The organism is Bradyrhizobium ottawaense (genome assembly GCF_002278135.3).
In the GTDB taxonomy this organism is placed as follows: Bacteria; Pseudomonadota; Alphaproteobacteria; order Rhizobiales; family Xanthobacteraceae; genus Bradyrhizobium; species Bradyrhizobium ottawaense.
This window is the reverse complement of record NZ_CP029425.2, coordinates 236,129-260,497: the sequence shown is the minus strand read 5'-3', so window position 1 is coordinate 260,497 and position 24,369 is coordinate 236,129. Positions and strand designations below refer to the sequence as shown.

Below are 24,369 nucleotides of genomic sequence, written 5' to 3'. Positions count from 1 at the left end.
CTTTGATTTCGCAGCGAAGAAAAGGATTGCCATTCCGCACCGGCGGCGCAGAAATATCGACCACAAGAAACAATAATCGGGGAGGTCGTCATGCGTTTGGAAGGCGGATGCTATTGCGGCGAAGTGCGCTACGTGGCCGAAGGTGATCCGATGATGCAGGCCCAGTGCCATTGCCGCGAGTGCCAGTACATCTCGGGCGGCGCGCCCAACACCTTCATCGCGATGCCGGTGGCCGGCTTCAGCTACATCCTGGGGCAGCCCAAGCAGTTCACGCGCAAGGATCTCGAACGCGCCGTCACGCGCGAATTCTGCGCCGAATGCGGCACGCATCTGGTGACCAGGGCTCCCGGGCTGCCAGCCGCGATCCTGAAGGTCGGCACGCTGGACGAGCCAAAGCAATTCCAGCCGCAGATGGCGATCTACACCTGCGACATGCAGGAGTTTCATGCGATCCCGGCGGGGATGGCAACGTTCGAGAAGCTTCCGGGGCATTGAGGCGCCCGACTTGCGAAGCTCGTCATGGCCGGGCTTGGCTCGGGCATCCACGTTCTTCGACGCGGCAGCAAACAGACCGTGGATGGCCGGGACAAGCCCGGCCACGCGCCCCCCGAGCGGCCTCGCATCCCGTTGTTATCCGGCCTCATTATTCCTGCTCTGGACGGAGGCGGCGGCCGATGGTTAATCGCGTCTTAACCTCGCCCTATCTATGGTGAACTGAACCGCTTCCCGCCGGTGCCTTCGCGCGACCGGCTGTTCCAAGAGTGCTGGCGCCCAGAATGGTCATGACCGCTTCATCCCGTGCGCCGCTGGAAGGTGGAAGCCTAGACACCGAACGCTCGCCCTTCGTCCGGCTCAACGAGCTGCTGGCGCCGCATCAACCCGGCAAGCCCTTGATTTCGCTCGCGGTCGGCGAGCCCCAGCATCCGGTGCCTGACTTCGTCGGCCCGGTGCTGGCCAAGCATATCGCCGATTTCGGCCGCTACCCGATGAACCAGGGCACCGAGCCGTTCCGCCAAGCCGCGAGCAGCTGGCTATCGTCGCGCTTCAAGCTGCCGCGGCCGCTCGACCCCAAGGGCGAGATTCTCGTCCTCAATGGCAGCCGCGAAGGGCTGTTCCTCGCCGCGATCGCGGCCGTCCGCTATGTCGGCCCGCGCCCCGGCAAACCGGCGATCCTGATGCCGAATCCGTTCTATCCGGTCTATGGCGCCGGCGCGGGTGCCGCAGCTTGCGAGCCGGTCTATCTGCCGACCACCGTCGAGAACGGCTTCCTGCCTGACCTCGACGCCATCGACGAGGCGACGCTGGCACGCACGGTGGCGTTCTATCTGGCCTCGCCCGCCAATCCGCAGGGCTCGGTCGCCTCGCGTGACTACTTCACGCGGCTGAAGAGCCTCGCCGATCGCTATGGCTTCATGATCCTCAGCGACGAGTGCTATTCGGAGATCTACACCCGCGAAGCACCGGGCAGTGCGCTCGAATGCGCCGGCCCCGATTTCACCCGCGTGGCTGCGTTCCAGTCGTTGTCGAAGCGCTCAAATCTTCCGGGCCTGCGCGTCGGCTTCGCCGCCGGCGACAAGAAGTTCATCGGCATGTTCCTGGAGCTGCGCAACATCGCCGCGCCGCAGGTGCCGGTGCCGCTCCAGCACGTCGCGACCTTTGCCTATGGCGACGAGGCGCATGTCGAGGAGAACCGCAGGCTCTACCGGATCAAGTTCGATCTCGCCGACCAGATCATCGGTAACCGCTACGGCTACCGACGGCCCGACGCCGGCTTTTGCGTCTGGCTCAACACGTCCGAGATCGGTGACGACGTGTCGGTGTGTCTGAAATTGTTCAAGGAAGCAGGCGTGCGCGTGGTGCCCGGCAGCTTTTTGGCGCGGCAGCAGCCCGACGGCTTCAATCCCGGCGCAGGCTACATTCGCCTGGCGCTGGTGCAGGATGGCGAGACCACGGCGCAGGCGTTGCACCGGCTGGTCGAGACTCTGGGTTAGGTGGGGCCCATGAGCATGTCGACAATCGAACGTGTCATTCCACTGGTCGGCCATCTGCCGCCCTCGATCCGCGAGGGGCTGGCTCGGCGCGTGCGCGAGCTCACCGGCTTCGGCCTGATCGCGTTGTCGGGCGTTGCCTCGGCAGCGCTGATGACCTGGTCGGTGCAGGACCCCAGCCTGAGCCACGCGACCTCAAGGCCGATCCGCAACATTCTCGGTTATGCCGGCGCGATCGGCGCCGACCTTGCGATGCAGATCCTCGGGCTCGGCGCCATCATGCTGGTTCTGACCGTCGCGGTCTGGGGCTGGCGCATGATGACCCACCGCGCATTCGACCGCGAGGCGCTGCGGCTCGGCTCCTGGATTCTCTGCACGGTGATCGCGGCAGGCTTCGTCAGCTGCTGGCCGCATGGCGGCGCATGGCCGCTGCCGACCGGCCTCGGCGGCGTGGTCGGCGATGCGCTCGTGCGCGCGCCCGCAGTGATTTTCGGGCCGGCCGGCACGATCTATCGCGTGGTGCTGGGCACGATCCTGTTTGCCGCGATGGCCGCGACCTTCCTGATCGCATGCGGTCTTGGCGCCCGCGAGCACGACGACGAGCTCTCGGAGATCGAGGACGACGACAAGCCGCTCGACGAGGACGAGGAGAACGATCGGGGCTCTGTGTCGCTGGGCTGGCTGTTCCATGCACTGATGAGCACGAAGGCGCGGCTGATCTGGCTCTGTGGTGCCGCTTACCGCTCGCTGGTCTCGAGCGGCCCGAAGACCAAGGCCGTGGCGTTCAGCCGCCAAGAGCCGAATCTGGGCGGCGGCCGCGCCGCGCCCTCGATCTCGCCGCAGTCCGAGGACGAGGACGACGAGGATCAGCACGAGGAAGAGGAAGAAGACGAGGAGGAAGAGGAGGAGCCCGCCGCGCGCGCCCCGCGCAAGAAGGCTGCCCCGAAGGCTGCTGCCAAGAAATCCTCCGACAAGTTCGAGCTTCCGTCCGTCTCCGTGCTGGCCGCGCCAAAGGCCGGCGATCGCCAGCCGCTCAGCAAGGCCGAGCTGGAAGCCAATTCCCGTTCACTCGAAGGCGTGCTCCAGGACTTTGGCGTGCGCGGCGAAATCGTCAAAGCCAATCCGGGCCCCGTGGTCACGCTGTACGAGCTGGAGCCGGCGCCCGGCATCAAATCGTCGCGCGTGATCGGACTCGCCGACGACATCGCGCGGTCGATGAGTGCGCTGTCGGCGCGCGTCGCCGTGGTGCCCGGCCGCAACGCCATCGGCATCGAGCTGCCGAACGCGCATCGCGAAAAGGTCTATTTGCGCGAGCTGCTGATCGCCAAGGAAGCCACCGAAACGGTGGCGAAGCTGCCGCTCTGCCTCGGCAAGACCATCGGCGGCGATCCTGTGATCATCGACCTCGCGCGCACGCCGCACATGCTGATCGCCGGCACCACCGGCTCCGGCAAATCGGTCGCCATCAACACCATGATCCTCAGCCTGGTCTACCGGCTGCGCCCGGACCAGTGCCGCCTGATCATGGTCGATCCGAAGATGCTCGAACTCTCCGTCTATGACGGCATTCCCCATCTGCTCACGCCCGTCGTGACCGACCCGAAGAAGGCGGTGGTCGCGCTGAAATGGGCCGTGCGCGAGATGGAAGAGCGCTACAAGAACATGGCCAAGCTCGGTGTGCGCAACATCGACGGCTACAACACGCGCCTGCTCGAATTGAAGGCCAAGGGCGAAGAGCCGACGCGCACCGTGCATACCGGCTTCGACAAGGAGACCGGCAAGGCGATCTACGAGGAAGAGAAGCTCTCGCTCGACCCGCTGCCCTACATCGTCATCATCGTCGACGAAATGGCCGACCTGATGATGGTCGCCGGCAAGGACATCGAAGGCGCGGTGCAGCGCCTCGCGCAGATGGCGCGCGCCGCCGGCCTGCACGTGATCCTCGCGACGCAGCGTCCGTCGGTCGACGTCATCACCGGCACCATCAAGGCGAACTTCCCGACCCGCATCGCTTTCCAGGTGACGTCCAAGATCGACAGCCGCACCATTTTGGGCGAGATGGGCGCCGAGCAGCTGCTCGGCCAGGGCGACATGCTCTACATGGCGGGCGGCGGCCGCATCAGCCGCGTGCACGGACCTTTCGCCTCCGACGAGGAAGTCGAGAAGGTGGTGCGTCACCTCAAGACGCAGGGCCAGCCGGAATATCTCGAGGCCGTCACGGCCGAAGAGCCCACCGAGGACGAGGACGGCGCGGTGTTCGACGCCACCGGCATGGGTGGCGATGGCGGCGGCGACCTCTTCCAGCAGGCCGTTGCGATCGTCAAACGCGACCGCAAGGCCTCGACCAGCTACATCCAGCGGCGCCTGCAGATCGGCTATAACCGCGCCGCATCCTTGATGGAGCGCATGGAACTGGAAGGCATCGTCGGACCCGCCAACCACGCCGGCAAGCGCGAGATTCTGGTCGAGGAAGAAGACAGCCATATGTGAGGCAGCCGCCTCCAGACATCATTTCACGCGAAATCGTTATCTGCTTTTGCCCGAAATCACGCTAAAAGACGCCCAGCCACGTTAGGACGACGCGTTGATCAGACATCCGGACATTCGATTCGCTGCCACCATCGCTGCGCGAGGCGCGCGCGTGGCCGGCGTGCTTCTCGTCACCGCTGCGATGGTGACGGCGTCCTCGTTCGCGCAGAACGTCCCGGTGCCGAAACCCGCACCGAAGGGCCGCGACGGCGGAGCGTCCGCCGGCGGGCCCGCAGTCACCGGAGCGACTCAGACGCCGCCGAATCCGGTGATCCCGGATCCGCGCCGCAACGTGCCGAGCAGCATCTTCCAGACCTTCGATGCCAACCAGAAGGCGCAGGCGGCCAAGGTCAGTGCCTATTTGTCGTCGCTGTCGACGCTGGTCGGGAATTTCGTCCAGGTCGGTCCCGACGGCAGCAAGACGCAAGGCGATTTCTACATCCAGAAACCTGGCAAGGTGCGCTTCGAATATGACGCGCCGAGCCCGATCGACATCGTCGCAGACGGATCCTCGCTGGTGGTGCGCGACCGCAAGCTCGCGACCCAGGACGTCTATCCGCTGTCGCAGACGCCGCTGCGTTTCCTGCTGTCGGATCGCATCGACCTGATGAAGGACACCAATGTCGTTGGCGTCTCAGCCGACGACGTCTTCGTCAGCGTCACCATCGAGGAGAAGCAGGCGCTGGTCGGCACCAGCCGCCTCCTGCTGATGTTCGGCGCCAAGGACGGCCAGTTGAAGCAGTGGACCGTCACCGATCCGCAGGGCTACGACACCACGATCGCGGTCTACAATCTGGACTCGAGCAAGAAGCTCGATCCCGGCATGTTCAAGATCGATTTCACCAATTACGGCCCGGCGCCGGGATAGGTCTCGTAGGGTTGGTTAGCGCAGCGTAACCCACCACTTCTGCTACCGCGGTGAAAGACCGTGGTGGGTTACGCCTTCGGCTAACCCACCCTACGAGAGCTCGCTGTGGACAAGCATTTTCCCAGCACTAATCCGTGCTAAGACGCATTTCCCATGCGTTTTTCCCTGACAACCTGGAACATCAATTCGGTGCGGCTGCGCATCGATCTGGTCGCGAAATTCCTCAAGAGCGCGCGGCCGGACGTGCTGTGCCTGCAGGAGACCAAGTGCATCGACGATGCCTTTCCGCTGAAGCGCTTCAAGCGGCTCGGCTACGAGCACGTCGCGCTGAATGGGCAGAAGGGCTATCACGGCGTCGCCATCGTCTCGAAGATTCCGTTCGAATCGACTGATATCCGCACCTTCTGCGACAAGCTGGATTCGCGTCACATCTCCGTATCGTTCGGCGAGAAGGCCAGTATCGCAAAGCCGCTGGTGGTGCATAATTTCTATGTCCCCGCCGGCGGCGACATTCCCGATCCCGCGCTGAACGAGAAGTTCGACCACAAGCTTCGCTTCCTCGACGAGATGAAGGCGTGCGAGCCGCTGCATCCGCGCGGCGAGGATCGCCACATCCTGGTCGGCGATCTCAACGTCGCCCCACACGAGAACGACGTGTGGTCGCACAAGCAGCTTCTGAAGGTGGTCTCGCACACGCCGATCGAAACCGAAAAGCTGCAGGCCGCGCTGGCCGCCGGCGAATGGGTCGACGTCGCACGCGAGCGGATTCCGATGTCGGAAAAAGTCTATACGTGGTGGAGCTACCGCTCCGCCGACTGGACCGTCGGCGACCGCGGCCGCCGGCTCGATCACATCTGGGTCTCGCGCGCGTTGAAGGATGCGGTCAGCGATTTCAGGATTCTGCGCGATGCGCGGAGCTGGGAGCGGCCGTCGGACCACGTGCCTGTCACGGTGACGCTGGAGGTGTAGCGTCTGTCATTCCAGGGCGACGAAGTCGCGCGCCCGGAATGACGGGAAGCTACGACGTCAGCTTCGCACCCGCCATCAGGATATCGCTGGCAATCTGGCTCGAGCGGACCGCGAACTCATCGCGCAGGCGAACCGCCGCGGCCGGATCGCTTTCGAGCACGCGCTGAAACAGGCTGCGTGCGACGCGGATGACGGAGGAGTGCTCCAGCGCGATCGCGCTCGACGGCCGCTTCATCGGCACCACCAGCGCGAGCTCGCCGATCAGCGCGCCGGGACCGGCGATCATCTCGGCGCCGGCGCCGTCATCGACCCGGAAGGCGCCGCGCTGGACCACGAAGCCGGCATCGGCGTCGTCGCCGAGATTGAACAGGGTATCGCCGCGGACGAAGTTACGCTGCTCGGAGCCGATCGCCAGCATGCGCAACGAGGCGTCTCCCAACAGGCGCAATGTCGGGACACGCTCGAGAAGCGCTACGTCGTCGTCAATTGACATTCAGATCCGAGGCTCAAAGGCATGCGATCTAAAACGATTCGCACGCCCTTCGAGCGTATCACGGCACCAGCTTGTAGCCACCGGCTTCCGTGACCAGGATTTCCGGGTTGGCGGCATCCTTCTCGATCTTCTGGCGGAGGCGGTAGATGTGGGTTTCCAGCGTGTGGGTGGTGACGCCGGAATTATAACCCCAGACCTCCTGGAGCAGGGTCTCGCGCGAAACCGGCATCTGGCCGGCGCGGTAGAGGAAGCGGAGGATGGCGGTCTCCTTCTCCGTCAGCCGCACCTTGCGCGCATTGGCGGCGGTGAGCATCTTGGAGCCGGGCCGGAAGGAGTAGGGGCCGACCGAGAACACCGCGTCCTCGCTGGCCTCGTGCTGGCGCAGCTGGGCGCGGATGCGGGCCAGCAGGACGGCGAAACGAAAGGGCTTTGCCACATAGTCGTTGGCGCCGGATTCGAGCCCCAAAATCGTATCGGAATCGGTGTCGTGCCCGGTCAGCATGATGATCGGGGCCTTGAAGCCGCCCTTGCGCAAGGAGCGGACCACCTCGCGGCCGTCGGTGTCGGGCAGGCCGACATCCATCAGCACGAGATCGGGGGCATTGGCCTTGGCGGCGCTCGCGCCCTTGGCGCCGGTATCGACGGCGGAGGCTTCGAATTCTTCGTGTAGCGATAATTGCTCCACCAACGTGTCGCGCAGATCGGTATCGTCATCCACGATCAGGATCTTGCGGGCATTGGCCATAGGGGGTCATCCTTTTGGGGTCCGGCTCGGCGCGCATCCATGCTGCACCCAGCCGTGAGGGGAAGTTTAGGGGTCGCCGTTATTATTGTTGTTCGTGTTGAAGTAGTGGGCTGTTACCGATTCACAAGCCGGAAGCACTCTAACTCAGAATAGCAGGCCGGTTTGATGAATGTCCTGTAATGAATTCGACATTGCACGTTCACATGAAAAATAAAGCAGCTTCAGTTGGTTACACCAAGAATCGAAGCGCCGGACCGCTCTCTGCGATCCGCGTTAAGCCTGCGGCCGGGAATCCGCGCCGAGGCTGGCTGACGGCGGGATCGCTGACCATACCGGTTGCGCTGGGGCGGGGCGGCATCCTGGCCAACAAGCGCGAGGGCGACGGCGGCACCCCCAGGGGCAGCTTCCGTCCCAAGCGCTTGTGGTGGCGGGGCGACCGACACAGCCGTCCGCAGAGCTTCCTGCCGGCCCGGATCATCACCGGAGAGGACGCCTGGTGCGAGGACCCCAGGGATCGCCATTACAACCAGGGAATCCGGCTCGACGAGGGGCAGGGCGGTGACCGGCTCAAGCGTGCCGACCATCTCTATGACTTCATCATCGAAATCGACCACAACACGCGACCGCGGGTCGCCGGCCGCGGCAGCGCGGTATTTTTGCACCTGGCCCGCGACAATTTCGGCCCGACCGCGGGCTGCGTCTCCATGACGAAATCTGCGATGCTGCAATTGCTGCGGCGATTGGGACCAAGAACAAGAATCATCATCGGGTGAGGACGTATGCTCGACAGGGATCAGATCGCAGCCGCCTCGCGCGTGCTCGTTCAACATTGGCGCGACGGCACCAAGCTTGACGCGCTGGAGCCGCGGTTGCGGCCACAGAGCCGCACGGAGGGCTACGCCATCCAGGCCGGGCTCGAAACATTGTCGCGCGGGACATTGTTCGGCTGGAAGATCGCGGCCACGAGCGTATCAGGACAGAAGCACATCAATGTCACGGGACCGCTCGCCGGTCGCATCATGACCGACACCGTGATTGCCGATGGCGGGACTGCGTCGATGAAGGGCAACGAGATGCGCGTCGGCGAACCTGAATTCGCCTTCCGCATGGGACGCGATCTGACGCCACGTGCAACGCCCTACAGCGTCGATGAGGTGCTCGCCGCGGTCGACACCTTCCATCCTGCGATCGAGATCCCCGATTCGCGCTTTGCCGATTTCGCTGGAGCGGGCGAGGCGCAGCTGATCGCCGACAATGCCTGCGCGCATCTGTTCGTGCTGGGCGCGGCGACGACTGCGAACTGGCGTGCGATGGATCTCGTCGAGGAGCGGCCCCAGATCACGCTGCGCGGCGAGCGCTGTGTCGGCCACGGCAAGAACGTGCTCGGCGACCCCCGCGCCGCGCTCGCCTGGCTCGCCAATGAGCTGCGCGGGCTTGGACTGACCTTGCGGGCGGGGGAGGTGGTGACCACAGGCACGTGCCATCCGCCGCTGCCGATCGAGGCCGGCGATCATTTCGCGGCGGACTTTGGTGTGCTGGGGAAAGTGTCGGTGGGGTTTGCGTAAGTAGCCTCATGCTCGGCTGTCGTCCCTGCGAACGCAGGGACCCATAACCCCGGGGAGAAGTTTGGCGAGGATTGGGAGTTACCTGAGTTTCGCCGGTACGAAGACCGCCCACCAAACAAAGATCACGCGGTATGGGTCCCTGCGTTCGCAGGGACGACAGCAATCACCTGTGCCCGAAGATCGCACTCCCCACGCGCACATGTGTGGCACCCAGCATGATGGCATTGACGAAATCCGCGCTCATGCCCATCGAGAGATTCGTCAAGCCGTTGCGCGCGGCGATCTTGGCGGTCAGCGCGAAATGCGCCGCCGGCGGCTCGTCGACCGGCGGGATGCACATCAATCCGGAGATCGTCAGCCCATAGGTGTCGCGGCAGCTGGCGAGGAAGGCGTCGGCCTCGCCGGGCGCGATGCCGGCCTTCTGCGGCTCCTCGCCGGTGTTGATCTGGACGAAGAGTTGCGGGTGCTTGTTCTGGGATTCGATTTCCTTGGCTAACGCCTGGCAAATGCTCGGACGGTCGACCGAATGGATCGCGTCGAACAGCGCGACCGCCTCTTTCGCCTTGTTGGATTGCAGCGGTCCGATCAGATGCAGCGCGATGCCCGAGTAAACAGACGTTAACGCAGGCCACTTGCCTTTGGCCTCCTGCACCCGATTCTCGCCGAATACGCGCTGTCCGGCGTCGATAACCGGGGTAATTGCATCTGCGGCGAAAGTCTTGGACACCGCGATCAGCGTCACGGAGGCGCGATCGCGTCGCGCATCCTTGCAGGCGCGGGCGATTTCGGCTTCGACCGCGGCGAGCGCGTTTGGTGAATGGCCGGTTACCGGCGCGGCGTTGGCTTCTGTCATGACGTCGCTTGGCTGTGATCCTGACCGAGGTAAGTCCAATTTTACCGAGTTCAAGAAAGAGTTTTTGAACCCTTCGCTTTACCTTGGCCAACGGGGTGGGTAGCGAAGATGGCAAGAATCAGTCTCAACCGCAAACGAGCGAAACTCAAGCAGGTTCTCGGAATCCGGGCGCGGCTTGCATTGCTCGCGGTGATTCTGGTGGCGCCCTTGATGCTCGAGCGCATCCGTTCGCTCGAAGACACCCGCACCCGGCAGATCGCGCAGGCCACGGTTGAATTCACCACCGTGGCGCGACATAGCGCCGATGCGCAGCGCGAGGTGATCTCGTCGGTCGAGACCATCCTGAAATCGGAGGCCTTTATTCGCGCCTCTGCCGGCGGCGTCAGCAAGAGCTGCGACGTGCTGCGCGCGAGCCTGCCGTCGAACCTGCCCTGGATCCGCACGCTTTTGATCGCGGGCGTAGACGGGCGCATCCAGTGCGCGACGAACAACATGTATGTCGGCCTCGACCTGAGCGACCGGCCCTACTTTCAGCAGGCCCAAACGAGCGGCCGCTTCGTGCTGAGCGATTTCATCCTGTCGCGGCCGATAGCGACGCCGACGGTGATGGCAGTTTATCCGGTGTCCGCCTTCAGCGGCGTCTCCGATGCCGTCGTCCTTGCCACGGTCAATCTCGACTGGATGTCGAAGGTCATGAGCAATCTTGGCGGCCGCGCCGGCATCACCGCCGTGCTGGTGGACAGCGCAGGCACCGTGCTGGCCGCTCCGGCCGATCAGCACAGCGCAGTCGGCCGTCCGCTCGACAACATGCCGCTGATGTCGGCCATCGCCGACAGGGCCCTTCGTTCCGACCAGGATGAAGGCTCACTGTCTTTCCTCGCCGCCGACGGCTCGCGCCGCGCGGTCAGCTACATCCGGATCTCCGGCACCAACGCCCGCCTGATCGCCAGCATCGACGAGGACAAGGTGTCCGCGGCGGTCAACCGCGACATCCGCACCGCCTATCTCCAGCTCGCTTTCGTCGTCGTGTTCGTCCTGCTCGGCGCGCTGATCGCCGCCGAAAAGCTCGTCATCAAGCCGATCGAGATGCTCGTCGACATGGCCAAGCGTCTCGGCGAGGGCGATCTGTCGGCCCGCGCGGCGCGCAATCGCCTGCCGGCCGAGTTCGTGCCGCTCGCCCGCGCGTTCAACGCGATGGCGGCGCAGCTGAGCCAGCGCGAGCGCGAGCTGATCGCGAGCAACGACCGGCTGACGGTGATGGCCTCGATCGACATGCTGTCGGGGCTCGCCAACCGTCGCGGCTTCCAGAGCCGGCTCGACTTCGAGTGGATGCGCGCGCAGCAATATGGCAGCGACCTCGCGCTGCTGATGATCGACGTCGACCATTTCAAGCTGTTCAACGACACCTATGGCCATCTCGAGGGCGATTCCTGCCTGACCAGGCTCGGCGAGTCGCTGTCCGGCATCGCCGCCGACACGATGGGCTTTGCGGCGCGCTATGGCGGCGAGGAATTCTGCCTGCTGCTGCCGAACACCGATGTGAACCGCGCCGTGGAAATCGGCGAGCTGGCCCGCGCGGCCGTGCTGAAGCTGTGCCTGCCGCACATCACCTCAGCCCACATGATCGTCACCGTCTCGATCGGCGTTGCCGCGACGAAGCCGAACGAGGCCTTGCGTCCCGGCGACCTGATCGAAGCCGCCGACGCCGCGCTCTACGCCGCAAAACACCGCGGCCGCAACAATGTCGTCGAGCACGGCGTGCAGGCGATCGAGACCGGCGCCACCGAAATGATGATGGCGGGCTGATCGTCAGCCAAGACCAACGTCGTCGTCTCCACCCCTCAACAGGCTATCCCGCAGCCCCGGCGCGATCGAGCTCGGTCTCCGTCACCACGCGATTGCGGCCGCTGCTCTTGGCGAGATAGAGTGCGCGATCGCAGCGCTCGACGAGATCGGTGATCGCTTCGCCGGCCCGGTACTGCGCCACGCCGATCGACACGCTGATGCTGGGCAGAACCTCGCCGGTGGAGCGGCGGGTGATCGTGCACTCGGCGAGCGCGTGCCTGATCCGCTCGGCGATCTCGGCACAGGTGGCGAGATCGGCATCCGGCAGCACCGCGATCAGCTCCTCGCCGCCATAGCGGGCCGGCAGGTCCTGCTCGCGAACCTTTTCGCGCAGCACCTTCGCCATCAGGCGCAGCACCTGGTCGCCGACGCCGTGGCCGAAATTGTCGTTGAAAGTCTTGAAGTGGTCGATGTCGAGCATCAGCACGCTGAGCGGCTCGCCCCACGCGGCAGTCGCCTGCGCCTTGCGCAGGAATTCGTCGAGCGCCCGCCGGTTTGCGAGGCCGGTCAGCGTGTCGGTCCGGGCGCGCTCCTCGGACCTCGATAGCGAATCGCGGATCACGTCGAGCTCGCGGGTCTTTTCCGCAAAGCCGGCTTCCAGCCGTGTCGCCCGTGTGGCGGCCCGCGCCAGCTCGTTCATGAGCTGGGCAACCAGCGCCTTCGGATCGACGCCGGCCTTGCCCTGGTCCGCCACCTCGCTGATGACCTGCATCTGCGAATGATTGTCGGCGATCGCGGTCGCCAGAAACTCCTTCGCGGCCCCCATGAGCGCCTGCAGCCGCTCGGACGTGTCGACCACGGCGGCACTCACCTGGGGCGCGACATAGGTCTTGAACAGGTCCTGATTGGTTCGGGCGTCGAAAGGACGATTGTGGTCGATCAGAAGATCGATCGCGTTGCGCAGATCCTCATGGCCGTCCCCGAAATACAGGAACCAGACGGCAAAATTGGCCGGGGTCGGCGCAATCCGCTGTTCGGCCATGCTCCGCATCGCCCGTCCGGCAATGGACGCGGCATAGTCGTAATCGGGCTCGTCGAAGCTGGAATCCATCGCACTCATGCGGTCTCGTCGGGCCGCAAATTGGCATTGACCCCTTAATCACACCCCAACGCCGACCTTCGTAGTTATGCGGAGGCCCCGACAAAGTTCCAAACTGCGGCAACCCATTGACCCCCTAAGGACTTCTATGGCCTAGTCCGCCGTCTTGAGACGGCCGAACCCACGAAAACCCCAACGATTCCATGACCTCCGAACGCTATAACGCCCGCGACGCCGAACCGCGCTGGCAACGCCTCTGGGACGAACAGGCGATCTTCGTCTCCAAGAACGACGATTCGCGGCCGAAATACTATGTGCTCGAGATGTTCCCCTACCCGTCCGGGCGCATCCATATCGGCCATGTTCGGAATTATACGCTCGGCGACGTGCTGGCCCGCTTCATGCGCGCCAAGGGGTTCAACGTGCTGCATCCGATGGGCTGGGACGCTTTCGGCCTGCCGGCCGAGAATGCCGCGATTGAGCGCAAGGTCGCGCCGAAAGCCTGGACCTACGACAACATCGCCGCGATGAAAAAGCAGCTCCGCTCGATCGGGCTGTCGCTGGACTGGTCACGCGAATTCGCGACCTGCGACCCCAGCTACTACAAGCATCAGCAGAAGATGTTCCTGGACATGCTCGGCGCCGGCCTCGCCGAGCGTGAGAAGCGCAAGCTCAACTGGGATCCGGTCGACATGACCGTGCTCGCCAACGAGCAGGTGATCGACGGCCGCGGCTGGCGTTCCGGCGCCGTTGTCGAACAACGGGAAATGAGCCAGTGGGTCTTCAAGATCACGAAGTACTCGCAAGAGCTGCTGTCCGCGCTCGATGGGCTCGATCGCTGGCCCGACAAGGTCCGGCTGATGCAGCGCAACTGGATCGGCCGCTCGGAAGGGCTGCTGGTTCGCTTCGCGCTGGATCAGGCGACGACGCCCGCCGGCGAGAGCGAGCTGAAGATCTTCACGACGCGCCCGGACACGCTGTTCGGCGCAAAGTTCATGGCGATCTCGGCAGATCATCCGCTGGCGCAGGCAGCCGCCGCGAAGAACCCCGAGCTTGCGGAGTTCATTGCCGACATCAAGAAGATCGGCACCGCGCAATCGATCATCGACACCGCGGAGAAGCAGGGCTTTGACACCGGCATCCGCGCGGTGCACCCGTTCGATCCGAATTGGAAGCTGCCGGTCTATGTCGCCAATTTCGTGCTGATGGAATACGGCACCGGCGCGATCTTCGGCTGCCCGGCGCATGACCAGCGCGACCTCGACTTCGTCAACAAGTACAATCTCGGCAACACGCCGGTGGTGTGCCCCGAGGGCCAGGATCCGAAGTCGTTCGTCATCACCGACACCGCCTATGACGGTGACGGCCGCATGATCAATTCGCGCTTCCTCGACGGCATGACCATCGAGCAGGCCAAGGACGAGGTCGCAAAACGTCTGGAAAGCGAGCAGCGCGGCAACGCGCCGGTCGGCGAGCGCCAGGTGAATTTCCGCCTGCGCGACTGGGGCATTTCGCGCCAGCGCTATTGGGGCTGCCCGATTCCCGTCATCCACTGCCCGAAATGCGATGTGGTGCCGGTCCCGGATGCCGATTTGCCGGTGACGCTGCCTGACGATGCGACCTTCGACAAGCCGGGCAACGCGCTCGACCATCACCCGACCTGGAAGCATGTCACCTGCCCCAAATGCGGGGCCAAGGCTCAGCGCGAAACCGACACCATGGACACCTTCGTGGATTCGTCCTGGTACTTTGCACGCTTCACCGATCCCTGGAACGAGACCGCTCCGACGACGCCTGCCGTCGCCAACCGGATGCTGCCGGTCGACCAATATATCGGCGGCGTCGAGCACGCGATCCTGCATCTGCTCTACAGCCGCTTCTTCACCCGCGCGATGAAGGCGACCGGGCACATCGCGCTGGACGAGCCGTTCGCCGGCATGTTCACGCAAGGCATGGTGGTGCACGAGACCTACCAGAAGGCCGACGGCACCTATGTGCAGCCGGCCGAGGTCAAGGTCGAGGTCGGCGGAAATGGGCGCTGCGCAACGCTATTGACGACGGGCGAAGACATCCAGATCGGCCCGATCGAGAAGATGTCGAAATCGAAGAAGAACACGGTCGATCCCGACGACATCATCGAGACCTACGGCGCCGATGTCGCCCGCTGGTTCATGCTGTCGGATTCCCCGCCCGACCGCGACGTGATCTGGAGCGACGAGCGCGTCCAGGGTGCCTCGCGCTTCGTGCAGCGGCTGTGGCGGCTGGTGAACGATTCCATCGAACTCGGCAAAGCCGCGCCGGCGGCCCGGCCGGCCAGCTTCGGCCCGGACGCGACCGCCTTGCGCAAGGCCGCCCATGGTGCGCTCGACAAGGTCACCACCGGAATCGAGCGGCTGCACTTCAACGTCTGCCTGGCCCATATCCGCGAATTCGCCAATACCTTCTCGGAGATCTTGCAGCGACCCGGCCAGCCCGCCCCTGATTTGGCCTGGGCGATCCGCGAAGCCGGTCAGATCCTGGTCCAGCTGTTCTCCCCGATGATGCCGCACCTTGCCGAAGAGTGCTGGCAGGCTCTGGGCCAGAGCGGGCTGGTTTCCGAGGCCCATTGGCCGCAAATCGAACGCGATTTGCTGGTTGAAGACAGCGTGACCCTCGTGGTCCAGGTCAACGGCAAGAAGCGGGGTGACGTCACAGTTGCAACAGCGGCCCAGAATCCGGAAATCGAGGCTGCCGTTTTGGCTCTCGATGCGGTAAAACTGGCCCTGGACGGCAAGCCCGTCCGCAAGGTGATCATCGTCCCCAAGAGGATCGTAAATGTTGTCGGCTAGGATCCGCATCGCAGCCCGCTTGCTGGCGGTCGCCGCATTGGCGGCGCTGACGGCTGGTTGCTTCCAGCCGATGTATGCCGAGCGTGGCGACGGCACCCCCGGCTTGCGCGAGAAACTGATGGGGGTCGAGCTCCCACCGATCGCCAAGCCCAATGCCTCCCGCGAGGCCCGTGTCGGTGTCGAAGTCCGCAATGCTCTCGCCTTCAAGCTCTACGGCACCGCGACGGGAATGCCGCCGACCCATCGGCTGGACATCCGCTTCACCTCCAGCCGTTCTTCGCTGATCGTCAGCGCCACGACGGGATTGCCGACCAGCGAAAACCTCGGCATCGACGCCCAGTACAATCTGATCGAGGTCGCGACCGGTAAGTCGGTGATGACCGGCACCACGTTCTCGCGCGTGTCCTATGACATGCCAGGGTCCTATCAGCGCTTCTCTCGCACCCGCGCCGTGCGCGACGCGGAGGATCGTGCCGCCAACGAGATCGCTGAGAACATCACCACCCGGCTCGCCTCGTTCTTCACCGCAGGCACCTGATTATTCCCGTCATTCAGGGCTCGCGAAGCGAGAACTACGGTGCGCAATTGCGCACCTGAGAATCTCGATTCCCAACCTCTGGATTCCGGGTTCGCGCTTCGCGCGCCCCGGAATGACAAGGTAACAGGCAACATGGTCGCGCTGCGTGGAAAAGAGATCGACGCCTTCCTCGCCCGCCCCGATGCGGGCCGCCCGATCATCCTTCTTTACGGTCCCGATGCCGGCCTGGTGCGCGAGCGCGCCGATGCGCTGATCGCCTCTGCCGTCGATGATCCCAACGATCCGTTCTCGCTGGTCAGGCTCGACGGTGACGAGCTCTCCGCCGAGCCCTCGCGCCTCGTCGACGAGGCCATGACGGTGCCGCTGTTCGGCGGCCGCCGCGCCATCCGCATTCGCGCCGGCTCGCGCAGCTTTGCCAGCGGCATCGATACGCTGGCGGAGATGTCGGTGAAAGATTGCCGCGTCGTAATCGAGGCCGGCGAGCTGCGCCCGGAATCGCCGCTGCGAAAAGCCTGCGAGAAGGCCAAGGCCGCGGTAGCGATCGGCTGCTATCCCGACACCGAGCGCGACCTTGCCAAGCTGATGGATGACGAATTGCGCATCGCAAATTTGCGCATCGCGCAGGACGCCCGCGCGGCGCTGATGTCGTTCCTCGGCGGCGACCGCCAGGCCTCGCGCAACGAGCTGCGCAAGCTGACGCTCTACGCCCACGGCAAAGGCGAGGTCACGCTGGACGACGTGATGGCCGTGGTCGCTGATGCGTCCGAGCTCAAGCTCGACCCGATCGTCGACGGGGCCTTTGCCGGACGGCCCGACATCGTCGAGACCGAATTCGCAAAGGCCATGATCGCCGGCACCTATCCCGGCGTGATCATCTCCGCCGCGCAGCGTCAGGCTGCGTGGCTGCACAAATCGGCGCTCGCAATCGCCGACGGCCAGCCTGCCTCCGCCGTGCTCGACGGCGGCTATCCGCGCCTGCATTTTTCACGTAAGCCCGCGGTCGAAACGGCGCTGCGAAATTTCAGCGTGGCGCGGCTCGCCGCCATCATCGAGCAGCTCGCGACCGCGGCGCTCGACACCCGCAAGCAATCCACGCTAGCCGCCGCCATCGCCCAGCGGACATTGATGGCGATCGCCGCGAACGCGAAGCGGCGGGGCTGAGCCACGCTGTCATCCCCGCGAACGCGGGGATCCATAACCACAGGAAGTCGTTTGGCGAAGACTTGCGGTCCGGTACTGCGCGCCCGGTCCGATCGATAAATCACGCGGTATGGGTCCCCGCGTTCGCGGGGATGACAGCGAGGGCTTGGCCTACAGCACGCCCTTCGCCAGCCGCTTCATCACTTCGTCGAGCTGATCGAGGTTGCTGTAGCTGATCTGGACCGAGCCGCCGGGATCGCGGTGATTGACGGTGACCTTGAGGCCGAGCGCGTCGCTGACGCGCTTTTCGAGATCGATCGTGTCGGGGTCCTTTTCCTTGCCGCCGGTGGCGCGCGCCTTTTGCGGCTTGCGCTCCGGTACGCCCTCTTCATGCGCGAGCGCTTCGGCCTGGCGGACGTTGAGGCCCTCCTCGACGATGCGCTTGGCGGCGGCGAGCGGATCGGGCACGCCGATCAGCGCGCGGGCGTGGCCTGCGGTCAGCTCACCGGTCGCGATGAAGGCCTGCACCTCGGCCGGCAGCTTCGTCAGCCGCATCATGTTGGCGACGTGGCTGCGGCTCTTGCCGACGACCTTTGCGATGTCGTCCTGGCTGCGTTTGAACTCGTTGGCGAGCGCATGATAGCCCTGCGCCTCTTCCATCGGGTTGAGGTCCTCGCGCTGCACGTTCTCGACGATCGCGAACTCCAGCGCGTCGCTGTCGCTGATGTCGACCGGGACGATCGGCACTTCGTGCAGGCCGGCCATCTGCGAGGCGCGCCAGCGCCGTTCGCCGGCGATGATCTCAAAGCGGTCCTGTGCGCCCTTCACCGGACGCACCACGATCGGCTGGATCACGCCGTGCTGCCTGATCGACTCGCTGAGCTCCTTCAGCTCGGTGTCCGAAAAGGTGCGGCGCGGATTGCGCGGATTGGCCTTGATGAACTCGATCGGCACCTTGCGCTGCGCGCGCGGCCGATCGACATGCTGAGCCTCGCCGCCGACGTCACCGATCAGACTTGCAAGACCCCGGCCCAATCGCGAACGCGCTTCGTCGGCCATCGCCAGCTCCCTTGGATTCACGGTGCAGCACTCCAGAACTGAATTTCGAATCGTAGAATCTTGGGGTGGGCAAAGCGAAGCGTGCCCACCGATCGTGTGTGGAAGACGGTGGGCACGGCGAAGACGCCTTTGCCCACCCTACGGCCTCGTCAATGCGTGACGCGCAGCTCGCGCTCGCGCTGGATCACTTCGGTGGCGAGCCGCAAATAGGCTTCGCTGCCGACGCATTTGAGATCGTAGACCAGCACCGGCTTGCCGTAGGACGGCGCTTCCGAGATGCGCACGTTGCGCGGGATCATGGTCTTGTAGACCTTCTCGCCCATGAACTGCCGGACGTCGGCGACGACCTGGTTGGAGAGGTTGTTGCGCGAGTCGAACATGGTCAGCACGATGCCGTGGATCGACAGGTTCGGATTGAGCGTCGAGCGCACCTGCTCCACGGTCTGCAGCAATTGCGACAGACCTTCGAGCGCGAAGAACTCGCACTGCAGCGGCACCAGGATCGCGTCCGACGCCGCCATCGCGTTCACCGTGAGCAGGTTGAGCGAGGGCGGGCAGTCGATCAGCACATAGGTGTAGTCGGCATCCGGCGAGACGTTGTTGTTGAGCGCACCGATGGCGTCGCGCAGCTTGAAGGCGCGGCCAGGCGTGGTGCCGAGCTCGAGCTCGAGGCCGGAGAGATCCATGGTCGAGGGCGCGATGTGCAGCCGCGGCACCGCGGTCGAGACCACGGCCTCGCGCAGCGGGGCTTCACCAATCAGCACGTCATAGGTCGAGCATGAGCGGTTGCGGCGATCGATGCCGAGGCCGGTCGAGGCGTTGCCCTGCGGATCGAGATCGACGATCAACACACGCTCGCCGATCGCGGCGAGTGCGGTGCCAAGATTGATCGCTGTGGTTGTTTTCCCCACACCGCCCTTCTGATTCGCCAGCGCCAGGATGCGCGGATGGCCATGCGGCACCTCGCTGGTCGGTTCTTGGGTCGGTTCTTGGGTCTGCTCTTGCTGCGGCTCGTCAATCACGGTCATCGAAATTTCCCCACTCAACCCCTGAGCGCCTCAGCTGCGCCGTTCGGCGGCATCGAGCTCCACGATCCAGCCGTCACCCGTGCGGCTTTGGTGGAGTCGAGGCTCGATATTCCAATATTTAGCGGCTTCGGTCAATTCAGCCTCTACATCTTGACCCTTGAGAAATAACGCCTTTGCGCCTTGGCGCATCAGCGGCTCCGCAAAGCCGATGAGTTGATGTAGCGGAGCCAGCGCACGGGCGGTGACGCAATCGACGGGGCCGGTGATTCTATCCACATTATCCCCGATCTCAGCGAGATGTACGACTCCCGGAGATGTGGTGACGCGAACCGCTTCGCGCAGGAACGCCGCCTTCTTGGCGATTCGCTCGACGAGATGAACGCTCGCACCCGGCGTCCCGGCCATGGCGCAGGCCAGGACGACGCCGGGAAAGCCGCCGCCGCTGCCGAGATCGGCCCAGCGCTTCGCGGCGGGCGCGAGATCGACGAGCTGGAGCGAGTCGGCGATGTGCCGGGTCCAGAGGTTTGGCAGGGTCGAGGGCGCGACCAGATTGGTCTTGGCCTGCCACTCCCGCAGCAGCGCGATGTAGCGATCGAGCCGGGCTTCCGTTTCATGTGAAACGGGCGCGAGCTCGAGCGCCTCACGCTTGTCGGCAGCGATGACGGAATCGAGCGCCTGATCGTTGGCACTGGCTTTGTCGATCTTCGGCTTGGTCGGTCCCGGGTCAGATCGACGATGCGCGCCCTCACCTGTCCCTGGTCGTCGCGTTAGCGGTCTGTCCCCGCCCGGTCCGCGCTGTTTCACGTGAAACGCCTATGCGATTGCCTTGGTGGATTTGCGTGCCTCACGCCGGAGATAGGCCGCGAGAATGCCGAGCGCTGCCGGCGTCATGCCGTCGATCCGGCCAGCCTGCCCGACGGTGAACGGCCGTGCCTTCTCCAGCTTGGCACGCACCTCGTTGGAGAGCCCGGGCACCTGCTGGTAATCGACCTCAGACAGCACCAGCCCCTCGTCGCGCCGGAAGGCCTCGACGTCGGCGCTCTGGCGCTCGAGGTAGACATCGTACTTGGCGTCGATCTCGAGATGGGTAGCGATGACGGGATCGATGGCGGACAGCTCCGGCCAGATCGCGCGGACCTGGCTCCAGCCGATATCCGGATAGGCCATCAGGGAGAACGCCGACCGGCGCTGGCCGTCCCGGTTCAGGGACAGCCCGTGCTTGATCGCTTCGTTCGGGGTGATCGCCAGCGACTTCGACAGCGCCCTGGCCGCGTTCAGGGCGTCCATCTTGGCACGATGATGCTGGGTCCGGGCACTGCCGACGCACCCCAAAGCGATCCCCTTCTCGGTCAAACGCTGATCGGCATTGTCCGCCCGCAAGGTCAGGCGATACTCGGCCCTGGAAGTGAACATCCGATAGGGCTCGCTGATCCCGCGGGTGACGAGGTCGTCGATCATCACACCGAGATAGCCGTCGGCACGGTCGAACACCGTCAATGCGGCCCCGCTCGCAGCCAGTGCCGCGTTCAGGCCGGCCACGATGCCCTGCCCGGCAGCCTCTTCGTATCCGGTGGTGCCGTTGATCTGTCCGGCCAGGAACAGGCCGCGGAGGCGCTTGGTCTGCAGGGTCGGATCGAGCTCGCGGGGATCGATGTGGTCGTATTCGATGGCATAGCCCGGCCGGACCATCTTCACTCGCTCAAGGCCGGGGATGCTGGCGAGGATCGCGAGCTGGACCTCCTCCGGCAGCGAGGTCGAGATGCCGTTGGGATAGACGGTGCTGTCGTCGAGGCCTTCCGGCTCCAGGAAGATCTGATGACCGTCACGATCGCCGAAGCGGACGATCTTGTCCTCGATGGAGGGGCAATAGCGGGGACCAGAGCTCTTGATCTGGCCGGAGTACATCGGGGAGCGATGGACATTGGCCCGGATCACCTCATGGGTCGCGGATGTGGTCCGGGTGATCCCGCACTGGATCTGCGGGGTGGTGATCCGCTCGGTCATCACCGAAAACGGCTCCGGCGGCTCGTCTCCGGGCTGCATTTCGACTGCGAACCAGTCGATCGTGGTGCCGTCGAGACGCGGCGGAGTGCCGGTCTTGAGCCGTCCAAGGGTGAAGCCGGCGCGCTCGAAGGAGCCGGAAAGACCCATCGCGGGCGCCTCTCCGACCCGGCCGGCCGGCCAGTTCTTCTCTCCGAGATGAATGAGACCACGGAGGAAGGTACCGGTGGTGACGACAACAGCCCCTGCCCGAAGCTCCCGGCCATCCGCCAGGCGCAGTCCGGTGACGCGGTTATCGACCACGATCAGCTCGTCAGCCTCGCCTTGGATGACGGAAAGACCCTCAGTTTCCCGGATCGCGGCCTGCATCGCAGCGGCATAAAGCTTCCGGTCGGCTTGGGCCCGAGGACCACGGACGGCGGGACCTTTGCGGCGATTGAGCACGCGAAACTGGATGCCGCCGGCATCGCCGACGCGACCCATCAGACCGTCCAGCGCATCGACTTCACGAACCAGATGCCCCTTGCCGAGGCCGCCGATCGCGGGATTGCAGGACATCGCACCGATGGTAGAGAAACGATGCGTCACCAGTGCGGTCGTTGCGCCCATCCGGGCAGACGCAGCCGCGGCTTCACAGCCGGCGTGGCCGCCGCCAATCACGATGACGTCGAAGCTCTCTCGCTCTGTTCGCATGTCCGGACTTCTAGCTCAGTGTCGGGAAAGCCGGAAGAAGAAACTGGCGAGGCATGTTTCACGTGAAACACGGACCAGGGGGCCGAAAGCGATTTCACGAAAACAACCCCATGCACAGTAGAATGGCCATTGAATTGTTTCGTGTTTCACGTGAAACGAAATCGGCATTCCACCCGGCAAGGTGACGACTGGGTGGATGTTGGATCCGATGATGGCCACAGGCATTGCGAGCAAAGCAATCCAGAATCCCTTTCTCGGAGGCAGCGTGGATTGCTTCGTCGCAGGGGCTCTTCGCAATAAGAGGCGAAAATAGAGGCCCTGGAATGGTCCTGGGACTCGCTTGAAGAGAGGAACTCCAATTCGCCCGGCCTTACTCTCACCCAACCAGTGTTTCACGTGAAACATCCGGGCACCCAGACCGGACCGGATGAGGCGAAGGAGCCAAAGGCCCCAATTCACGCTTCACGCCACCCCGATTCCGAAGCGGGTTCCCGATCGATATCGAGCTTAAAGCGAGCGGGATAACGTGAGACAGAAGGAATGGAACAAGCGCTAGTTCTACAATGAAGAACTAGCTTTATTTTCCGATACAGAACTTTTGGAAGATCGCTCCGAGGACGTCTTCGACATCTACCCGGCCCAGCAATCGGCCCAAGGCGTAAGCGGCGGCGCGCAGCTCTTCGGCTGCAAGCTCCTCGCCGTCTTCTACAAGGTCCAGACTCCGGCGCAAGCTCTCCGACGTCCGGACCAACAGTTCCCTTTGGCGAGCCCGGGTCACCAGCGCGCCCTCGGTGGTTCCGAAAAACTCGGAAGCGAATTTCACCAGCGCATCGACCAGCTCGGGGATGCCATCACCCTGTCTCGCCGAGATCCCGAACTCGCTGCTCAACTTGCTAGCCCGGCCCCCGAGATCGATCTTGTTGCGGACGATCCAGACGGACCCCTCCGACCGATCGCCGCCTTCGGATTTCCGAAGGGAACGCAGCGCGTCCGGATTGACGGCTTGCTCCCCCTCCACCAGCCACAGCACGAGGTCGGCGTCCTCGGCCCGCGCTCGCGCGCGGCGCACGCCCTCCTGCTCGACCGGATCATCGGTCTCGCGGATGCCGGCGGTGTCGATCACCGTGACGGGATAGCCATCGAGATCGAGCTGGACCTCGATCACGTCGCGCGTCGTGCCGGCATGCGGCGAGACGATCGCGACCTCGCGGCGCGCGAGCTGATTCATCAGCGTCGACTTGCCGACATTCGGCTCGCCCGCGATCGCAACCACCAGGCCCTCACGCAGCCGTTCAGAATGTCCCTGTGCCGCAAGGACTTTTGTGATTTCGTCGTGCAGGGCCTTGATCGCTTTCACCGCCGGCGACCTCAATTCCGCCGGCACATCGCCCTCGTCGGAAAAATCGATGCCGGCCTCGATCAGCGCCGAGGCCTCGATGATGCGCTCGCGCCAGTCGCGCGCGCGGTCACCGAGCAGGCCCTGCAACTGGCGCAGCGCCTGGCGCCGCTGGCGGTCGGTGTCGGCATGGATGAGATCGTCGAGACCCTCGGCTTCGGTCAGGTCGAGCTTGCCGTTCTCGAACGCGCGCCGCGTGAACTCGCCCGGCTCGGCGGCTCGCATATTCGGAATTATCGAAATTGCGGCGACCAGTACCGAGAGCACGGCGCGGCCGCCATGAACGTGGAATTCGGCGACGTCCTCGCCGGTCGCGCTGGCCGGCCCCGGAAACCACAGCACGACCGCATCGTCGATCGGCTGGCCCGCGCCGTCACGAAGCAGCCGGCGGCTGGCCTGCCTCGGCGCCGGCAGCTTCCCCGCCAAGGTCGTCAGCGCCAGACCGGCTTGCGGACCCGAGACGCGCACCACGGCGATCGCACTCGGCGCCCGGCCGGACGAGAGCGCAAAGATGGTCTGGTCTCGCGGATGCATGGCCTATTTGTCCGGCTCGGGACGAAAAGGCAAATGGGCCGCTCCCAGGACCGCGGCGGGTCCGTTTTGCTGCGCCTTTGCCGCAGCAAAGATCATGTTGCATCGCAATAGAGACCCGGAAATTCGCTGCAAAAACCTCGCCGTTTGGCAAAGGTCCGCCAGCCGATGTCAAGCATTCTGTAGGTATATCAACATCTTCTGAGAAATCTGGATCTGCGCGTCGACACAGCTCCATGCTGCATCTACGCCGCAGCAGAG

The 24,369-nt window shown here is 64.5% G+C and carries 20 protein-coding genes; 11 read left to right on the top strand and 9 right to left on the bottom strand.

Features of this window, described 5'->3' with window-relative positions; translation table 11 throughout:
- Positions 1–90: 90 nt before the first annotated feature.
- The 5 genes from CIT37_RS01215 (at position 91) to xth (ending at position 6,354) form a co-directional block, all read left to right on the top strand.
- Complete coding sequence (locus CIT37_RS01215) at positions 91–495, top strand: GFA family protein (RefSeq protein ID WP_028139359.1); 405 nt, start codon at positions 91–93, stop codon at positions 493–495.
- A gap of 281 nt (positions 496–776) precedes the next feature.
- Positions 777–1,991 (top strand): aminotransferase class I/II-fold pyridoxal phosphate-dependent enzyme, encoded by a 1,215-nt coding sequence (locus tag CIT37_RS01210; RefSeq protein ID WP_028139360.1) that lies wholly within the window; start codon positions 777–779, stop codon positions 1,989–1,991.
- Between the two features lie 9 nt (positions 1,992–2,000).
- Positions 2,001–4,478, top strand: a complete 2,478-nt coding sequence (locus CIT37_RS01205) for a DNA translocase FtsK (RefSeq protein WP_038948671.1) — start codon at positions 2,001–2,003, stop codon at positions 4,476–4,478.
- Between the two features lie 151 nt (positions 4,479–4,629).
- A complete protein-coding gene (locus CIT37_RS01200; RefSeq protein WP_095424570.1) occupies positions 4,630–5,385 on the top strand; it encodes an outer membrane lipoprotein carrier protein LolA in 756 nt (251 codons plus the stop codon).
- Between the two features lie 153 nt (positions 5,386–5,538).
- Positions 5,539–6,354, top strand: a complete 816-nt coding sequence (gene xth / locus CIT37_RS01195) for an exodeoxyribonuclease III (RefSeq protein ID WP_038948670.1) — start codon at positions 5,539–5,541, stop codon at positions 6,352–6,354.
- A gap of 49 nt (positions 6,355–6,403) precedes the next feature.
- Here the strand turns inward: xth and CIT37_RS01190 are convergent, their stop codons facing one another.
- The gene (locus CIT37_RS01190) at positions 6,404–6,847 is read right to left on the bottom strand and encodes a cyclic nucleotide-binding domain-containing protein (RefSeq protein WP_018323556.1); all 444 of its coding nucleotides are present in this window, start codon (positions 6,845–6,847) and stop codon (positions 6,404–6,406) included.
- Positions 6,848–6,905: 58 nt separating this feature from the next.
- On the bottom strand, positions 6,906–7,592 hold the full coding sequence (locus CIT37_RS01185; RefSeq protein WP_007598630.1) for a response regulator transcription factor: 687 nt from the start codon (positions 7,590–7,592) through the stop codon (positions 6,906–6,908).
- Positions 7,593–7,795: 203 nt separating this feature from the next.
- On the opposite strand from CIT37_RS01185, the gene CIT37_RS01180 reads away from it, so the two are divergent.
- Positions 7,796–8,365: a L,D-transpeptidase family protein gene (locus tag CIT37_RS01180; RefSeq protein WP_028139364.1), complete on the top strand. Its 570-nt coding sequence runs from the start codon at positions 7,796–7,798 to the stop codon at positions 8,363–8,365.
- Positions 8,366–8,371: 6 nt separating this feature from the next.
- Positions 8,372–9,157, top strand: coding sequence for a 2-keto-4-pentenoate hydratase (locus CIT37_RS01175; protein ID WP_095424542.1), 786 nt, complete (start codon positions 8,372–8,374; stop codon positions 9,155–9,157).
- A gap of 163 nt (positions 9,158–9,320) precedes the next feature.
- Here CIT37_RS01175 and CIT37_RS01170 read toward each other — a convergent pair whose 3' ends face one another.
- Positions 9,321–10,010 carry a YggS family pyridoxal phosphate-dependent enzyme gene (locus tag CIT37_RS01170; protein ID WP_095424543.1) on the bottom strand — a complete coding sequence of 230 codons (690 nt, stop codon included), beginning with the start codon at positions 10,008–10,010 and terminating at the stop codon, positions 9,321–9,323.
- A gap of 108 nt (positions 10,011–10,118) precedes the next feature.
- Here CIT37_RS01170 and CIT37_RS01165 point away from each other — a divergent pair, with 108 nt between their 5' ends.
- The gene (locus CIT37_RS01165) at positions 10,119–11,816 is read left to right on the top strand and encodes a diguanylate cyclase domain-containing protein (RefSeq protein ID WP_028139367.1); all 1,698 of its coding nucleotides are present in this window, start codon (positions 10,119–10,121) and stop codon (positions 11,814–11,816) included.
- Between the two features lie 43 nt (positions 11,817–11,859).
- Here the strand turns inward: CIT37_RS01165 and CIT37_RS01160 are convergent, their stop codons facing one another.
- Positions 11,860–12,906 (bottom strand): GGDEF domain-containing protein, encoded by a 1,047-nt coding sequence (locus CIT37_RS01160; protein WP_028139368.1) that lies wholly within the window; start codon positions 12,904–12,906, stop codon positions 11,860–11,862.
- Between the two features lie 191 nt (positions 12,907–13,097).
- Here CIT37_RS01160 and leuS point away from each other — a divergent pair, with 191 nt between their 5' ends.
- The 3 genes from leuS (at position 13,098) to holA (ending at position 17,421) form a co-directional block, all read left to right on the top strand.
- Positions 13,098–15,722: a leucine--tRNA ligase gene (gene leuS / locus CIT37_RS01155; protein WP_095424544.1), complete on the top strand. Its 2,625-nt coding sequence runs from the start codon at positions 13,098–13,100 to the stop codon at positions 15,720–15,722.
- Positions 15,709–16,260, top strand: coding sequence for an LPS assembly lipoprotein LptE (gene lptE, locus CIT37_RS01150; RefSeq protein ID WP_018323549.1), 552 nt, complete (start codon positions 15,709–15,711; stop codon positions 16,258–16,260). Before leuS ends, lptE begins: the two co-directional genes overlap by 14 nt.
- Positions 16,261–16,392: 132 nt before the next feature.
- Positions 16,393–17,421 (top strand): DNA polymerase III subunit delta, encoded by a 1,029-nt coding sequence (gene holA / locus CIT37_RS01145; RefSeq protein WP_028139370.1) that lies wholly within the window; start codon positions 16,393–16,395, stop codon positions 17,419–17,421.
- A gap of 150 nt (positions 17,422–17,571) precedes the next feature.
- On the opposite strand, the gene CIT37_RS01140 is transcribed toward holA, so the two are convergent.
- The 5 genes from CIT37_RS01140 to mnmE all read right to left on the bottom strand — a co-directional run bounded on the left by CIT37_RS01140 (position 17,572) and on the right by mnmE (position 24,111).
- A complete protein-coding gene (locus CIT37_RS01140) occupies positions 17,572–18,459 on the bottom strand; it encodes a ParB/RepB/Spo0J family partition protein (RefSeq protein WP_028139371.1) in 888 nt (295 codons plus the stop codon).
- Positions 18,460–18,608: 149 nt separating this feature from the next.
- Positions 18,609–19,487 carry a ParA family protein gene (locus tag CIT37_RS01135; protein WP_018323546.1) on the bottom strand — a complete coding sequence of 293 codons (879 nt, stop codon included), beginning with the start codon at positions 19,485–19,487 and terminating at the stop codon, positions 18,609–18,611.
- 30 nt (positions 19,488–19,517) lie between these two features.
- Positions 19,518–20,147: a 16S rRNA (guanine(527)-N(7))-methyltransferase RsmG gene (gene rsmG, locus CIT37_RS01130; RefSeq protein ID WP_370126364.1), complete on the bottom strand. Its 630-nt coding sequence runs from the start codon at positions 20,145–20,147 to the stop codon at positions 19,518–19,520.
- A 153-nt stretch (positions 20,148–20,300) separates the two neighbouring features.
- On the bottom strand, positions 20,301–22,181 hold the full coding sequence (mnmG, locus tag CIT37_RS01125; protein WP_095424546.1) for a tRNA uridine-5-carboxymethylaminomethyl(34) synthesis enzyme MnmG: 1,881 nt from the start codon (positions 22,179–22,181) through the stop codon (positions 20,301–20,303).
- Positions 22,182–22,758: 577 nt separating this feature from the next.
- Complete coding sequence (gene mnmE / locus CIT37_RS01120) at positions 22,759–24,111, bottom strand: tRNA uridine-5-carboxymethylaminomethyl(34) synthesis GTPase MnmE (protein WP_095424547.1); 1,353 nt, start codon at positions 24,109–24,111, stop codon at positions 22,759–22,761.
- Positions 24,112–24,369 lie beyond the last annotated feature (258 nt).